13 protein-coding genes are annotated in these 15,014 nt (G+C 62.6%); 7 read left to right on the forward strand and 6 right to left on the reverse strand.

Annotated elements, in window-relative coordinates:
• Window positions 1-6: 6 nt before the first annotated feature.
• Window positions 7-627, forward strand: a complete 621-nt coding sequence (locus EU803_RS10435; protein WP_129682505.1) for a LysE family translocator — start codon at window positions 7-9, stop codon at window positions 625-627.
• Window positions 628-706: 79 nt separating this feature from the next.
• Entirely contained in the window at window positions 707-3,124 is a 2,418-nt protein-coding gene (gyrB, locus tag EU803_RS10440) for a DNA topoisomerase (ATP-hydrolyzing) subunit B (protein ID WP_129682507.1), read from the forward strand.
• A gap of 18 nt (window positions 3,125-3,142) precedes the next feature.
• On the opposite strand, the gene EU803_RS10445 is transcribed toward gyrB, so the two are convergent.
• Together EU803_RS10445 and EU803_RS10450 are read right to left on the reverse strand one after the other, a co-directional pair.
• Window positions 3,143-4,171 (reverse strand): AbrB family transcriptional regulator, encoded by a 1,029-nt coding sequence (locus EU803_RS10445; protein WP_129682509.1) that lies wholly within the window; start codon window positions 4,169-4,171, stop codon window positions 3,143-3,145.
• Entirely contained in the window at window positions 4,168-5,079 is a 912-nt protein-coding gene (locus EU803_RS10450) for a rhodanese-related sulfurtransferase (RefSeq protein ID WP_129682511.1), read from the reverse strand. Before EU803_RS10450 ends, EU803_RS10445 begins: the two co-directional genes overlap by 4 nt.
• A gap of 100 nt (window positions 5,080-5,179) precedes the next feature.
• On the opposite strand from EU803_RS10450, the gene pncA reads away from it, so the two are divergent.
• Window positions 5,180-5,779: a bifunctional nicotinamidase/pyrazinamidase gene (gene pncA, locus EU803_RS10455; protein WP_129682513.1), complete on the forward strand. Its 600-nt coding sequence runs from the start codon at window positions 5,180-5,182 to the stop codon at window positions 5,777-5,779.
• A gap of 1 nt (window position 5,780) precedes the next feature.
• Here the strand turns inward: pncA and EU803_RS10460 are convergent, their stop codons facing one another.
• Window positions 5,781-6,443, reverse strand: a complete 663-nt coding sequence (locus tag EU803_RS10460) for a hypothetical protein (RefSeq protein WP_129682515.1) — start codon at window positions 6,441-6,443, stop codon at window positions 5,781-5,783.
• 129 nt (window positions 6,444-6,572) lie between these two features.
• On the opposite strand from EU803_RS10460, the gene EU803_RS10465 reads away from it, so the two are divergent.
• From EU803_RS10465 to EU803_RS10480, 4 genes are all read left to right on the forward strand, one after another.
• On the forward strand, window positions 6,573-8,699 hold the full coding sequence (locus tag EU803_RS10465) for a YjbH domain-containing protein (RefSeq protein WP_129682518.1): 2,127 nt from the start codon (window positions 6,573-6,575) through the stop codon (window positions 8,697-8,699).
• Window positions 8,700-8,770: 71 nt separating this feature from the next.
• Window positions 8,771-9,316 carry a YjbF family lipoprotein gene (locus tag EU803_RS10470; RefSeq protein WP_129682520.1) on the forward strand — a complete coding sequence of 182 codons (546 nt, stop codon included), beginning with the start codon at window positions 8,771-8,773 and terminating at the stop codon, window positions 9,314-9,316.
• Window positions 9,317-9,420: 104 nt separating this feature from the next.
• On the forward strand, window positions 9,421-9,630 hold the full coding sequence (locus tag EU803_RS10475; protein WP_129682522.1) for a hypothetical protein: 210 nt from the start codon (window positions 9,421-9,423) through the stop codon (window positions 9,628-9,630).
• A gap of 35 nt (window positions 9,631-9,665) precedes the next feature.
• Entirely contained in the window at window positions 9,666-10,928 is a 1,263-nt protein-coding gene (locus tag EU803_RS10480; protein WP_129682524.1) for a hybrid nucleoside-diphosphate sugar epimerase/sugar transferase, read from the forward strand.
• On the opposite strand, the gene holA is transcribed toward EU803_RS10480, so the two are convergent.
• Genes holA through leuS form a run of 3 tightly spaced genes read right to left on the reverse strand, consistent with a single transcriptional unit; the run spans window position 10,894 to window position 14,964 of the window.
• Complete coding sequence (gene holA, locus EU803_RS10485) at window positions 10,894-11,919, reverse strand: DNA polymerase III subunit delta (protein WP_129682526.1); 1,026 nt, start codon at window positions 11,917-11,919, stop codon at window positions 10,894-10,896. The two genes, EU803_RS10480 and holA, sit on opposite strands and share 35 nt — an antisense overlap.
• Window positions 11,916-12,413: an LPS assembly lipoprotein LptE gene (lptE, locus tag EU803_RS10490; protein WP_242494337.1), complete on the reverse strand. Its 498-nt coding sequence runs from the start codon at window positions 12,411-12,413 to the stop codon at window positions 11,916-11,918. Before lptE ends, holA begins: the two co-directional genes overlap by 4 nt.
• Complete coding sequence (gene leuS / locus EU803_RS10495; RefSeq protein ID WP_129682528.1) at window positions 12,403-14,964, reverse strand: leucine--tRNA ligase; 2,562 nt, start codon at window positions 14,962-14,964, stop codon at window positions 12,403-12,405. The genes lptE and leuS overlap by 11 nt, the downstream gene beginning before the upstream one ends.
• Window positions 14,965-15,014: the final 50 nt, after the last annotated feature.

Consider the following 15,014-nt stretch of genomic DNA (forward strand, 5'->3'; position numbering starts at 1 on the left):
GTCGGAATGACAATCGCCCCTGCCGATCTGGCGCTTTATGCGTTCGGAATATTCCTGCTGTTCATAACGCCCGGTCCGGTCTGGGTGGCCCTTGTCGCGCGCGCCCTGTCGGGCGGATTTGGTGCGGCCTGGCCGCTGGCGCTGGGTGTTGTTGTCGGCGATGTCATCTGGCCGTTCTGCGCCATCCTTGGGGTCAGCTGGATCCTGTCAATCTACGGCGACTTCCTGTCGCTGATGAAATGGGTCGCCTGTGTCACCTTCATCGTCATGGGCTGGCTGGTGATCCGCTCGGCCGGGGAACCATTGGGCAAGAACGGGCGCCTGACCCGTCCGGGACGATGGGCCGGTTTCGCTGCGGGCCTTGCGGTGATCGCGGGCAATCCAAAAGCGATCCTGTTCTATATGGGGATGCTACCCGGCTTCTTCGATCTGACCCGCCTGACGGGCTGGGACATCGCCGCGATCTGCGCGGTGTCCTGCGTTGTGCCGCTGGTCGGAAACCTGTCGCTGGCCCTGTTCGTGGATCGTGGACGGCGGCTTTTGAAATCGCCGACCGCGCTGTATCGGATGAATATGACGGCGGGGGTTTTGCTGATCGGCGTGGGTCTGATCATCCCGCTGATCTGACACAAAATATGGGGGTTTCGCCGTGACATCCCCCACACAATTCCCTATATTTTGGCGACAAATACCAAGGTGAGGCAACATGTCCGACAACGAGCAGCAACAGCCTGAATACGGCGCCGATTCCATTAAGGTTCTCAAGGGGTTGGAAGCTGTCCGCAAGCGTCCGGGCATGTATATCGGCGACACCGACGATGGGTCGGGTCTGCACCACATGGTCTATGAAGTCGTGGACAACGGAATTGACGAGGCGCTTGCCGGTCATGCCGACTATGTCCATGTGAAAATCCACGCGGATTCCAGCGTTTCCGTGCGCGACAACGGGCGCGGGATCCCTGTCGACATGCACAAGGAAGAGGGCGTCTCGGCGGCAGAGGTCATCATGACCCAGTTGCACGCTGGCGGGAAATTCGACAGCAACTCCTACAAGGTTTCGGGCGGTCTTCACGGTGTGGGCGTGTCGGTGGTGAACGCGCTGTCTGTCTGGCTGGAACTGCGTGTCTGGCGCAACGGCAAGGAACATTACGCCAAGTTTGAACATGGCGACACGACGGAACATCTGCGCGTTGTCGGTGATGCGAATGGCGAAACCGGGACCGAGGTGCGGTTCCTTGCTTCGACCGGCACGTTTTCGAACCTCGAATACTCGTTCGAGACGTTGGAAAAGCGCCTGCGTGAACTGGCCTTCCTGAATTCCGGCGTGCGGATCATCCTTGAAGACGAACGCCCGGCAGAGGCGTTGAAGTCGGAACTGTTCTACGAGGGTGGCGTCAAGGAATTCGTCAAGTATCTGGACCGGTCCAAGACCTCGATCATGTCAGAGCCGATCCACATGAACGGTGAACGCGACGACATCGGGGTCGAGGTCGCGATGTGGTGGAACGATACCTACCACGAAACGGTTCTGCCGTTCACGAACAACATCCCGCAGCGCGATGGGGGCACCCACATGGCGGGCTTCCGCGCGGCCCTGACCCGCACGATTTCGAAATACGCGCAGGACACGGGCATTGCGAAGAAGGAAAAGATCAACTTTACCGGCGATGACGCGCGCGAAGGCCTGACCTGCGTACTGTCGGTCAAGGTGCCTGACCCGAAGTTCTCCAGCCAGACCAAGGACAAGCTTGTGTCGTCCGAGGTGCGCCCGGCGGTGGAAAACCTGGTGGGCGAGAAGCTGTCGGAGTGGTTCGAGGAGAACCCGAACGAGGCCAAGCAGATCGTCGGCAAGATCATCGAGGCCGCACTGGCCCGCGAAGCCGCCCGGAAGGCCCGCGAACTGACCCGCCGCAAGACGGCGATGGACGTGAATTTCCTTGCCGGCAAGCTGAAGGATTGTTCGGAAAAAGACCCCTCCAAGACCGAAGTCTTCCTTGTCGAGGGCGACAGCGCCGGTGGGTCCGCCCAGACCGGGCGGGATCGGCGGACGCAGGCGGTCCTGCCCCTGCGCGGCAAGATCCTGAACGTGGAACGCGCCCGGTTCGACAAGATGCTGTCCAGCCAGGAAATCGGCAATCTTGTCATGGCGCTGGGCACCGGGATTGGACGCGACGAATTCAACATCGAAAAGCTGCGCTACCACAAGATCGTCATCATGACCGACGCTGACGTGGACGGGGCGCACATTCGCACCCTTCTGCTGACGTTCTTCTTCCGGCAGATGCCGGAGCTGATCGAAGGGGGCTACCTCTATATCGCGCAACCGCCGCTGTATAAGGTCAGCCGCGGCAAGTCCGAGGTCTACCTGAAGGACCAGATCGCGCTTGAGGATTACCTGATTGATCAGGGCATCGATGGTGCGGTGTTGCGCCTTGGTTCCGGGTCCGAAATGGCGGGCGCGGACCTGCGTCGCGTCGTGGACGAGGCACGCAGCCTGAAACGGATGCTGGATGCCTTCCCGACCCACTATCCCCGACACATCCTTGAGCAGGCGGCGATTGCCGGGGCCTTCGTGCCGGGCGCAGTCGATGCCGACCTTCAGGGCGTGGCCGACAAGGTGGCCCGGCGGCTTGACCTGATCGCGCTGGAATATGAACGGGGCTGGAGCGGCCGGATCACTCAGGATCACGGTATCCGGCTGGCCCGTATCCTGCGCGGCGTGGAAGAGGTGCGCACGCTGGACGGTCCGATGCTGCGATCGGGAGAGGCCCGTCGCACCGGAAGCTTCACCAAATCCCTGCAAGAGGTCTATGACCTGCCCGCGACCCTTGTCCGCAAGGACCGCAGCCAGCTGATCTATGGCCCGCTCGACCTGCTTCAGGCGATCCTCGAGGAAGGGGAACGGGGCCTGTCGCTGCAACGCTACAAGGGCCTGGGCGAGATGAACCCGGAACAGTTGTGGGAAACCACGCTGGACCCCGACGCGCGGACCCTGTTGCAGGTCAAGATCGACGATGTGGCCGAGGCGGATGATCTGTTCACCAAGCTGATGGGCGATGTTGTCGAACCGCGCCGCGAGTTCATCCAGCAGAACGCGCTCAACGTCGAACACCTCGATTTCTAGTGTCGTCCGGCGCGGGGCCTACCTGCGCCGGAACACCGCTGGGGCGGCCACGATCACGATCAGAATGCGCAACAGGTGCATGATCGAAACATAGGCGACGTCCTGTCCCATCGCGAGCGCGAGAAGCGACATCTCGGTCAGCCCGCCGGGGCTGTAGGCCAGAAAGACCTGTGCCACTGGGGTATCGGTCAGGGATGCGGTGAGAAACGCGAAGCCGACCGCGACCAGCAACATCGCCGAGGACGACCAGACCCCCAACCAGATATCGCGACCGATTTCCCGGGCGGATGCCCCCAGGAACCGGCATCCGATCACTGTTCCCAGAACGATCTGCGCGGCGATGACCAGAAGCGACGGCGGCGCGACCTCGACCAGATGCAACAGATGCGCGATCCCGCTGAGGAGCATTGGGCCCAACATGACGGGTGCGGGTAGTCGAAGAAACCGACCGACGGGAATACCGACCAGCGCGCAGCCGCCAAGCCACGCCCAATCCTGCGGCGACAATGTCGACAGAGCGACCCAGCCTCGTGCCGCACCGCTGGACGACCGGACATCCAGCACCAGACCGTAGAACAGCCCGACAAAGCTGATCACGACAAGGATGCGGCTGGCATGGGCCAGGGCGATCCGCTTTTCCACCCCGCCAGAGGCCGCGCCCATGATCAGCATTTCATTCAACCCACCCGGCATGGCCGAGAAGTAGGCTGTGACCGGGTCATATCCCCCGATCCGGCGATAGACGAAGTAAGATCCCGCCGCCGCAACCGCGAGGAAGGGCAGCATCACGGCCACGGTCAGCGCCCATTCCCCCAACCTGCCAAGGATCTCTGCACTGATCGTCGAGCCGAGCAGGACACCGATCACCGGGATCACGAAGGGCCGCAGACCGGCGGGTGCAGCGACCGGGGCCTTGAGGATCGACAGCAGGGTATTGGCGATCATCGGCCCCAGCATCCAGGGCAGCGGCAATCCAAGCCGGTTCGCGGTCCAGCCAGCGGCGGCGCCGACCATCAGGGCAAGAACGATCCTTGGGGCGCTCGTCATGCAGACCGGCGGCCAAGGTGGCGTTCACCGCGCGCCTTGGCCAATGCGATCTGTTTCTGCCTTTCACGGAACCGGACCTTGTCGGCCTCACTGGTCTGTTCGGCGCATTGGTGACAGGACACGCCCTCTTCGAACTCAGGCCGGGTCTTGTCTTCGGGCAGCAGCGGTCGGCGGCAGGCATGGCACAGCTCGTGCGGACCTTCCTTTAGCCCGTGCCCGACCGACACGCGCCCGTCGAATACGAAACACTCGCCGTCCCACAGGCTGTCTTCCTCAGGCACGTCTTCCAGATATTTCAGAATGCCACCCTTGAGGTGGAACACATCCTCGACCCCCTGCGACATGAGGTAGTTGGTGGATTTCTCGCAGCGGATGCCGCCGGTGCAGAACATGGCGATCCGCTTGTTGTGGAACCGGTCCTTGTTCGCCTCCCACCAAGCGGGGAAGTCGCGGAAGCTTTCGGTCTTGGGGTCGATGGCCCCACGGAAGGTGCCGATCCCCACTTCGTAGTCGTTGCGGGTGTCGATCACCGCGACATCGGGGGCGCTGATCAGCGCGTTCCAGTCCTGTGGCGCGACGTAGTGGCCGACGGCGGCACGCGGGTCCACATCGGGCTGACCCATCGTCACGATTTCTTTCTTCAGCCGCACCTTCATCCGGCCAAAGGGCTGGTCCGTGGCGGTGCTTTCCTTCCAATCCAGATCGGCGCATCCCGGCAGGTTCCGGACATGGGACAGAACCGCGTCGATCCCTGCGCGGCTGCCCGCGATCGTTCCGTTGATCCCCTCGCGTGCCAGCAGAAGGGACCCGGTGACACCCTGCGCCTCGCACAGCGCCAGAAGTGGCCCGCGCAGGTCAGCGGGATTATCGAAAGGGGTGAAATGATAGAGCGCAGCGACGGTAAACATGCCGGTTCCATACGCCCGCGTCTCGCGTTCGGCAAGGTGCGTCCGGTTGACCGGCGGACCTGTGCGCCCTACCGATAGGGCAACCAAAGGGGAGGCCAAGATGACACAGGCGCTGATCGTGATCGACGTGCAGAACGATTTTTGCCCCGGCGGCGCTTTGGCCGTCCCGGGCGGGGACGAGATCGTTCCGGGGATCAATGGCCTGATGGTGGATTTCGATACGGTGATCCTGACGCAGGACTGGCACCCGGCGGGCCATTCGTCCTTCGCGTCGTCGCACCCGGGGAAGGCCCCGATGGAGTTGACCCAGATGCCCTATGGGCCGCAGGTTCTTTGGCCCGACCACTGCATTCAGGGGACCGACGGGGCCGCGTTCCATCGCGGTTTGCGCACGGACGGTGACCTGATCATGCGCAAGGGGTTCAACCCGGAGATCGACAGCTATTCGGCCTTCTTTGAGAATGATCATGCCACACCCACGGGGTTGGAAGGCTACCTTCGGACCCGCGGGATCACCACACTGACGATGGTTGGGCTCGCGACCGATTTCTGCGTGAATTATTCGGCGGTCGATGCGGCGCGCCTTGGCTTTGATGTTACGGTCCGGCTGGACCTGTGCCGGGCGATTGATTTTGACGGATCGCTTGAAGCAGCTCGCCAAGGTATGGCTGCCGCCGGGGTGACCTTGACCGAAGGCTAGATCAGGCCGCGATATTCAGATCGGGCACCTGATAACCGTATTCGCTTATTTCGGTCGCGTATCTTTCCGAGATCATCGCGACCGCGCGCGGCGTCAGCAGTTCCTGCCCCTTGTCGGTGCAGGCATCGCATCCGGGCGGGATGGGCTTGGACGGCGCGATCCCCAGATCGGCAAACAGGGCGCCCAGATCCTGGTTCATGCGGTGACAGCGCAAAACCCGCGTGATCCGGCCCGCGCACCAGTCTTCGGCGGACCAGGTGCCGAACCTGCGCCACCGCTGATGTGCCCGCCCACCGGCCCCACGTCCGTTCGGACGGGTTCGGGCCAGCCAGTTTTCAAATGTCGGCACGCCGACGCCGGAGCGTTTGCGCATGCGCCAGATCGGGTCTGACCGCTCGACCGCTTCGTAGACCTCGGGCAGCCGGTCGAAAGGGCTGCGAAGGTTGGTGATGCGGTCGTAATCGTTGAATTTCAGCCCGAGCGCGTCGAAGGTCCATTCCGCCTCTGTCGGGGACATATGGGTATAAAAGGGCCGTTCGGGAATGCGCTGTTCAAAGGCGACGACCGGTTCTTCATTCCATGGATCCAGCAGGGCGCGCACCCGGTCCGACCCGCAGAACGGATTGGAGAAATAGATGAAACGGCGGCTGTGACAGATGATCATGCCCCATCGTTACCGGGCCGGAGTTAAGGCTTTGTTGCCGCACCCCGGCAATAAAGTGACCGGATATCCGCACATTTCAAACAATTGCGCGCAGGAGGTTTGCCGGTCGCGGCGGGCTTCGGTAGAAGAATGGTGAGGCAAGGAAACTCTGGCCGGGGGCGGACGTTGAACAGGTTGAACACCTCTATTGTGGCGCTTCTGGCGGGCGTTTCAGTTGCGCAGGCGGAAGATTGGCGTCCGACCTATTCCCTGTTCGGAGAGGTCGGTCTGATCGAAATGCCGACCGCCGACATGGCGCCGGACGCCGAAGTTGCCGCAACCATAGGCGGGTTTTCATCGCAGCAACGCACGACATTCACCTTTCAGGTGACGCCACGCCTGTCCGGCAGTTTCCGCTATTCGCATATCGATGATTTCTGGCTGCCAACGCTGGACGAGATCTATGACCGCAGCTTTGACTTGCGCTACCAGCTAGTCGAAGAGGGTGATGTGGTCCCGGCCATCGCGGTTGGTCTGCGGGATTTCATCGGGACCGGGCTTTATACCTCGGAATACATCGTGGCCACCAAGGGGATCGGCGAGGACCTGCGGGTCACCGGCGGGATCGGCTGGGGCCGTTTGGGCACACGGGACGGCTTTGGCAATCCTTTCGGCCTTGATGTCCGGCCCCCGAATGATTTCGGCGTTGGCGGGACGCTGGCGACCGATGTGCTGTTCCGGGGGGATGCCGCGTTTTTCGGTGGGGTGGAATGGCAGGTGAACGAAGATTGGGGCGTCAAGCTCGAGTATTCGTCGGATGCCTATGTCGACGAAACCTCTGTCGGGGCCATCGATCAACGCTCGCCCGTTAACGTCGGCGTGACCTATACACCGCGGCCCGGCTATCAGCTGTCCGCATCCTACCTGTATGGGTCGGAAATCGCCATCGGCGCGACCATCGTTCTTGATCCGACAACAGGCGCGGCCCCCAGCGGTCTGGAATCCGCGCCAATCCCGGTGGCCGTCCGTCCCGGCGGGGCCCTCGCTGCCCAAAGCTGGGACCGGTCCATCCTGCCCGACACGGCCATTCGCGATGCCCTGACTGCGGTTCTGGCACAGGAAGGGGTGCAGGTTCTTGGCCTGGAACTCTCGGATCGCCGGTTGCGGATACGTTATGAGAACACCCGCTACCGGGCAGAGGCGCAGGCCGCCGGACGGATCGCCCGAATTCTGACCCATGCGACACCCTGGTCGATCGAAACCTTCGTCCTGGAGCCGGTTCAGGCGGGCATTCCGCTTGCCTCCATCACCCTGCGGCGCAGCGATATCGAGGCGTTGGAAAACGAACCGGGCGCGGCGCAAGCGATTCATGACCGGGCCGTTATCGCCGCGGCATCTGGTTCCGAAGGGCTCGTGCCGACGGAAAACACCCGGCCCAGTTTCGGATGGGGGATCGCCCCCTACATGGAGCTGACGATCTTTGACGGTGATCAGCCGGTGCGCGGCGACCTTGGTGTCGAGTTGTCCGCCCGCTATGAAATTCGTCCCAACCTTGTGATGGAAGGGGCCATTCGCAAGCGTCTGATCGGAAACCGGGACGAGATCGGGTCCATTTCGCCCTCGACCCTGCCGCCGGTTCGCCGAAACGCACCCTATTACGCCGCTGAGGGCGACCCGGGTATCGAGTACCTGACCCTTGCCTGGTACGGGCATCCGGGCGCCAATATCTATTCGCGGGTTACGGCCGGGTATCTGGAACGGATGTTCGGCGGTGTCTCGACCGAGCTTCTGTGGAAGCCGGTGGACAGCAACCTCGCGCTGGGGGCCGAGCTGAACTACGTCATGCAGCGCGACTATGACATGATGCTGGGGTTCCAGGATTATGACGTCGTGACAGGGCATCTGTCCGCCTATTACGCATTCGACAACGGGTTCCATGCGCAGGTCGATCTGGGCCGCTACCTTGCAGGGGATTGGGGTGCCACGTTCTCGCTTGATCGGGAATTCGCGAATGGCTGGCGGGTCGGGGCCTATGTCACCCTGACCGACGTGTCCTACGAAGATTTCGGCGAGGGGTCGTTCGACAAGGGCATCCGGGTAACGGTTCCATTTGACTGGGCCTTCGGGCAGCCAAGCCGCCGCGAGATCGAAACCAACCTGAGTTCCCTGACCCGGGACGGGGGCGCGCGTCTGAACGTCGACGGCCGCCTTTATGATGTGGTCCGGGACGGGCATTTCTTTGAATATGATGATAGCTGGGGGCGGTTTTGGCGCTAGGAAAGATCTCAGCCAGTTTTCTGGCGTGCCTACTTCTTCTGGGCTGCGGGCCGCTCGTATCGGATTCCCCGATGGCTGCGGTGGCGGGACGGTTTTTGTCCAGCGAGGCTGAAACAGCCGCTGCCGCGTCTGGCGGCGTTCCGGATGCGCCTTCGGTTGTCGTGCAGGTGGTGGCGACAGGCGCGACGGGCCGGTTCTACCTTGTCGCGGAAAACGCAGGCAAAGACACCTTCATGCATCCCGAGGGGCAGGCTGTCGTCCTGCGGGGCGGTGGGCTTGTCGGAACGCGGGGCTTTGGCAATGACATGATGGGCGGGGCTGTGCCGCCTCTGTCCAGCATCCTGCGTGATGGGGCCCGTCACCGCCGGGTTATCGAGGTTCTGGATGGGCAGGACCAGATCACGACATGGGTGTTTGATTGCGAAACCGCCCGGAAAGGTGATGAGGTCCTGTCCGCGCTGCGCCAAGAGTTCGAATCGACGGTTTTCGAGGAAACCTGCACCAACGACGCGTTTACATTCTCAAACCGCTACTGGCGGGGCCGGGGTGGTCAGGTTCTGCAATCGCTTGAACTGGCGTCACCCGCATTGGGCTATGTCGCCATCGTGCGCATCTAGCAACAGAGTGCCAATTCAAACAGTTTTAGAATATCTGGAGTTGTATCGAATGGATCGCGGCGCTACGGTCGCAACAACATTTACGTTTTAGTTGGAGCGTTAGCATGAAAACCAAGATCGCAATCGCCGCTGTTGCCCTGTCGCTGTCCGGCGTGGCTGCCCAAGCTGGTAACCTGAGCCCCGTTGTCATCGAAACCCCGCCGACCGTTCTGGTCCAGGACGATGACCGTGGCAGCTTTGGTCTGCTTCTGCCGCTGGCTCTGATTGGCGGCGTGATCGCGCTGGCCTCGGCAAGCGCTGCTTCGGGCTCCTGATCCGTCGCACAGCATGACATTCGGGCGGGCCAGCGATGGCTCGCCCTTTTTGCGTTCTGGGGGCAAAGACGGGTGGAGGCAACGTGCTGATCGTCCTGACCGGGGCATCCGGCTTCGTGGCACGAATGTTGGTGCCGCGCCTCTTGGCGCGGGGGCATGACCTGCGTCTGGTAACCGACCGTGCAGAGGCGATCACCGGGGCCTGGCCGACCTTGCCAAGGTTCGGGACTGATGATCTGGCCACGGCCTTAGTCGGGGCGGACTGTGTTGTCCACCTTGCGGCGCGCAACAACAACCGATCAGGGTCACTTGCAGAGTTCCGCGCGGACAATGTCGAGGCTGCGACAAAGGCCCGCTTGGCCGCGCAGGCGGCGGGCGTGCGGCGGTTCATCTTTGCATCTTCGATCAATGCGGCGCGGGCCGAGGGCGGCGCCCCCTACGATCAAACCAAACACGAAGCGGAACAGGCGCTGCTGGCGGCCGACGACCCGACCCTGAGCATCTACCGGCTTGGCGCGGTTCACGCTGCGGGCAAGGCGGCGGGCAGGCTCGGCCGGGCGCAGCGCCTGCCGGTCGCCTTGCGGCCAATTGCGCTGTCAATTCTGATGTCGCTTCGTCCGACCACCTCGATCGACCGCCTGTGCGATGCAATCGAAACCGGTAAGCCGGGATTCCGCGTGCTGACCGACCAGCAAGATGAAGCGGTGACATATGCCTTTGCGCATCGGGCCTTTGATCTGCTCTTTTCCGCGGTTGTTATCGGTGGGTTCTGGTGGCTGCTTCTTGGCATTTGGGTGGCCGTCAGGCTCGGGTCGCCGGGGCCGGGCGTCTTGGCGCAGGACCGGGTTGGCCGGAGTGGCAGGATTTTCAGGTGCTACAAGTTTCGGACCATGGCCGAAGGGACCAAGGTTGCCGGAACGCACGAGGTCCCAGAAAACGCCGTAACACCCATCGGCCGGATCCTGCGGCGGGCAAAGCTGGATGAACTGCCGCAGGTTTTGAACCTGATTCGCGGCGATATGGCATTCGTCGGGCCACGGCCCTGTCTGCCAGTTCAGACCGACCTGATCGCGGCGCGGCAGGTGCGTGGTGTCCTGAATGTCCGGCCGGGAATCACCGGTTGGGCACAGGTCAATGGCATCGACATGCGCGATCCGGAGCGGCTCGCTCGGGTTGATGAAGACTGGTTGAACGAACGTTGCCTGCCACTGGACGCAAAGATCATCCTTGCCACCTTCCTAGGGCGGCGCGCGCTGCGGGGCGTCAGGATCGGCGGGCCATCATCGCAAGACGAATAAGCGCCCGTTCGACCAATGCGTGCTGCGGCGCACGAGAGGACGAGCGAAGCTGCAGGTCCGTATCGGTCAGAAGCATCAGCGCCTTTTCCAGGTTGTCCCTGCCCCAATTGCTTGCCTGCCGCACGATGGCATCGCGGCGCGGCCCGAAGATTGGCGGGCGCATTCGTCCGATCCCGGCAGAGGGCCCGCCCGGATCCGAGGCGACAAGGTGCAGGGTACGGAAATGGCGGGTTGCGCCGATGCAAAGACCCACAGGGTTGACGCCCTGTGCGTAGATCCGTTTCAGGACCGGCCCGATCTCCTGCACCCGGGCCTCGGCCACGACGGACAGGACATCATCCAGATCGGCCTCGGTCGATTGGGGCGCGCAGGCGGTAATATCGTCGATGGTCAGGTCGGTGGTGTCGCCCCGTTTGTAGAGCCCCAGCTTTTCGATGGTCTGACGGAAATCGCCGGGGTCCAGAGTGCGGGACAGGGCAAGGATCGCGTCCATCGCCTCGCGCCCGACCTGTGTCAGCCCGGCATGGGACAGCGCCGCCTCAACCTCGTCGCGGCTTGGCGGTTCGTCGTAGATGCCGACCGAGTAGGTATTCGGGTGCGCCTCGAACAGCTTTCGAAGGGCCGACTTCGCGGTTAGTTGGCCGGCAGTTACGATCACCTGCGCGTCGCCGTCTTTCCAATCCTGAAGCGCGGCCTCGATTGTTTTGGCCAGCCCGTCAGTCGCATCTTCGACAAAGGCGACCCGGGGACCGGGAAAGAACCCCTGCGCCTTCACCGCGTCCAGCAACATGGCCGGATCCTTGCGCAGGTCCGACGCCGGAATACGGGCAAGCCGCATTTCTGCCTCGCCCTCGGGCCCGACAAGGGCGGCGATCACCTCTTGCCGCCGCTGCGCCACGCGCATCGCATCCTGTCCAAAAATCAGCAGCCCGGTCTTTGCCGGGTCCGGTTTCCGGAAATAGGCGGCGGCGTCTCTGGGCGACAGTTTCATTGCGGCGCGGCGGCGATCAGGCGGGTCACGATCAGGTCGCCTAGGGCGATCATCAGCCGGTCCTGCGCGTCTTCTTCAGCCGCGGCGGTGGCAACCGTGCTGCCAGTGGTCGAATAGGCAGTAAAGGTGCTGACAGTGCCATGGGTGACAACCTGACCTGCGTCGTTGATCAGGCGGTAAGAGGCCGTGCCTTCCAACCGTTGCCGCGTGGTGTTGTTGTCAGAGGCGACAGCAACCGCGCGGCGCGTCACATCAACGGTGATCGAAAGCCGGAACCGCGCCGCCGCTGCGATACCAAGTCGATCCTCCAGATGCTGGCGGATCCGGTAGCCTTCAACAGTGTCCTCGGTCTCGACCACGGTCGCATTGCGCAGCGCGGCGGCCTGTCCACCTGTGCCATAGACCGGGGCAAAGCCGCAGCCCGCCAGTGCCGCGCACCCCCCGAAAAGGATTGCGCGGCGGGTCAGCGGGCTGGTCTGGCGTCTAGATGACAAGGTTCACGATCCGGCCGGGGACAACGATGACTTTCTTCGGGCTGGCCCCTGCCAGCGCCTTGGCCACAGCATCATCGGCCAGAACGGCCTTTTCAACCTCTTCCTTGCCCATGTCCTTGGGCAGGACGATTTCCGCCTTCCGTTTGCCGTTGATCTGGATCGGCAGGGTCACGGTGTCTTCGACCAACATGGCCGCATCGGCCACCGGCCAGGCAGCGACCGAGATCAGACCTTCGCCGCCCAGCATCTGCCAAAGTTCCTCGGATAGGTGCGGCGTCATCGGCGACATCAACTGCGCCAGAACCTTCGCGGCCTCCTTGCGGACGGTGCCGCCGGCCTTGGTCTTTTGCAGGGTGTTGGTGAAGGCATAGAGCTTGGCAATGGCCGCGTTGAAACCAAAGCTTTCGACGCCTTTGGTCACATCATCGATGCATTTGTGCATGGCGCGGCGCAGGTCGAGGTCTTCGGCCCCTTCGCCGTCTTCTATCTCGCAGATGTCGGACACGATCCGATGCACGCGGGCAAGGTGTTTGCTTGCCGCTTCTGCGCCCGAGGCGGTCCACTCCACGTCCCGTTCCGGCGGGCTGTCGGACAACACGAACCAGCGGGCGGTGTCCGCCCCGTATTGCTGCACGATGTTGACCGGGTCGACGACGTTCTTCTTGGACTTGGACATCTTGGCAGAGGGAATGATCTCCACCTCGGTTCCGTCCTTCAGGAACCCTTTGCCATCGCGCAGCTCCACATCTTCGGGGAAGTGATAGATAGCGCGGCCATCGGCGTCGCGGGTCTGATAGATCGCGTGGGTCACCATGCCTTGGGTGAACAGGGCATTGAACGGCTCGCGGCTTTTCTCGGGCAGGTGGCCGGTCAGGTTCATCGCGCGGGCGAAGAACCGGGAATACAGAAGGTGCAGAATCGCGTGTTCGATGCCGCCGATATACTGGTCGACGTTCATCCAGTACTCGGCTTCCTCCATCACCGTGGGCGTATCGGCGCGCGGCGCGGTAAAGCGGGCATAGTACCAGGACGAATCCACGAAGGTATCCATCGTGTCCGTCTCGCGCCGGGCGGGGGCACCACAGGACGGGCAGGCGCAGTCGCGCCAGGTCGGGTGGCGATCCAGCGGGTTGCCGGGAATAGAGAAATCAATCGGCTTGCCGCCTTCGTCATAGGGCAGCTCGACCGGCAGGTTTTCCTTCTTCTCGGGCACGACCCCGCAGGCGTCGCAATGCACAACCGGGATCGGGCAGCCCCAATAGCGTTGCCGCGACAGGCCCCAATCCCGCAGGCGGAACTTGGTCACGCCCTTGCCCCAGCCTGCGGCCTCGGCAAAGTCGATGGTGGCGTTGATCGCTTCCTCGCCGGTGGCCACGTCAAGCCCGGCGAAATGGTTCACCCATTTCACCTTGTCGGTTTTCGGCGGCACGAAGGCCTCTGCCACCACCGGTTTCGGGTCGTCGAGCGCAAAGAAGGTATCGACGACCGGAAGATCGTATTTCCGGCAGAAATCAAGGTCGCGCTGGTCATGGGCCGGGCAGGCAAAGATCGCGCCGGTGCCATAGTCCATGAGGATAAAGTTGGCGATCCAGACAGGCAGCTCCCACTCCGGGTTCAGAGGGTGGCGCACGGTGATTCCGGTGTCAAAGCCCAGCTTCTCGGCCTTTTCCAGCGCCTCTTCGGTGGTGCCACCCTTGGCGCATTGGGCGCGGAACTCGGCCACGTTCGGGTTGGTTGCGGCCAGATCCTTGGCCAGCGGATGATCGGGCGAAATGCCGACAAAAGACGCGCCCATCAGCGTATCGGGGCGGGTGGTATAAACCTCGATCGGGGTGCCACCATCGGTGCGTTCAAAGGCGAACTGCAACCCGCGGGACTTGCCGATCCAGTTGGCCTGCATCAGTTTCACCTTGGCGGGCCAATCGTCTAACCCGTCGATAGCGTCCAGCAAGTCTTCGGAGAAGTCCGAGATCTTGAAGAACCATTGGGTCAGCTCACGCCGTTCAACCTCGGCCCCGGACCGCCAACCCTTGCCGTCGATCACCTGTTCGTTGGCCAGAACGGTCATGTCGACCGGGTCCCAGTTGACCACGGCGTTCTTGCGGTAGACCAACCCTTTTTCCAGCATATCAAGGAACAGCGCCTGTTGCTGGCCATAGTATTCCGCGTCACAGGTCGCCAGTTCGCGGGACCAGTCCAGCGACCAGCCCAGCGGCTTCATCTGCGATTTCATCACGTCGATGTTGGCGTAGGTCCAGTCCTTCGGATGCCCGCCCGAAGCCATCGCCGCGTTTTCCGCCGGCATCCCGAAGGCATCCCAGCCCATCGGGTGCAGCACGTTGAACCCCTGCGCCTTCTTGTAGCGCGCGACCACGTCACCCATCGTGTAGTTGCGGACGTGTCCAATGTGGATGCGCCCCGACGGATAGGGGAACATCTCGAGCACGTAGTATTTCGGCTTGTCGGCGGTCCGGGTGGCGCGGAAGATTCCGGCCTCGTCCCAGGCCTTTTGCCATTTGGATTCGATCTCGGCGGGGGAATAGCGTGACATGGGTCGGTCAGGGTCCATATGGGGGACAGGAAAACGCCGGGCGCTGTGGC

The sequence above is a fragment of the Loktanella sp. IMCC34160 genome, assembly GCF_004145845.1.
In the GTDB taxonomy this organism is placed as follows: Bacteria; Pseudomonadota; Alphaproteobacteria; order Rhodobacterales; family Rhodobacteraceae; genus SELP01.

Coding starts and splice junctions, on each gene's coding strand:
- EU803_RS10435 (WP_129682505.1), top strand. CDS start 7: ATGACAATCGCCCCTGCCGATCTGGCGCTTTATGCGTTCGGAATATTC.
- gyrB (WP_129682507.1), top strand. CDS start 707: ATGTCCGACAACGAGCAGCAACAGCCTGAATACGGCGCCGATTCCATT.
- EU803_RS10445 (WP_129682509.1), bottom strand. CDS start 4,171: ATGACGAGCGCCCCAAGGATCGTTCTTGCCCTGATGGTCGGCGCCGCC.
- EU803_RS10450 (WP_129682511.1), bottom strand. CDS start 5,079: ATGTTTACCGTCGCTGCGCTCTATCATTTCACCCCTTTCGATAATCCC.
- pncA (WP_129682513.1), top strand. CDS start 5,180: ATGACACAGGCGCTGATCGTGATCGACGTGCAGAACGATTTTTGCCCC.
- EU803_RS10460 (WP_129682515.1), bottom strand. CDS start 6,443: ATGATCATCTGTCACAGCCGCCGTTTCATCTATTTCTCCAATCCGTTC.
- EU803_RS10465 (WP_129682518.1), top strand. CDS start 6,573: ATGGTGAGGCAAGGAAACTCTGGCCGGGGGCGGACGTTGAACAGGTTG.
- EU803_RS10470 (WP_129682520.1), top strand. CDS start 8,771: ATGGCTGCGGTGGCGGGACGGTTTTTGTCCAGCGAGGCTGAAACAGCC.
- EU803_RS10475 (WP_129682522.1), top strand. CDS start 9,421: ATGAAAACCAAGATCGCAATCGCCGCTGTTGCCCTGTCGCTGTCCGGC.
- EU803_RS10480 (WP_129682524.1), top strand. CDS start 9,666: ATGGCTCGCCCTTTTTGCGTTCTGGGGGCAAAGACGGGTGGAGGCAAC.
- holA (WP_129682526.1), bottom strand. CDS start 11,919: ATGAAACTGTCGCCCAGAGACGCCGCCGCCTATTTCCGGAAACCGGAC.
- leuS (WP_129682528.1), bottom strand. CDS start 14,964: ATGTCACGCTATTCCCCCGCCGAGATCGAATCCAAATGGCAAAAGGCC.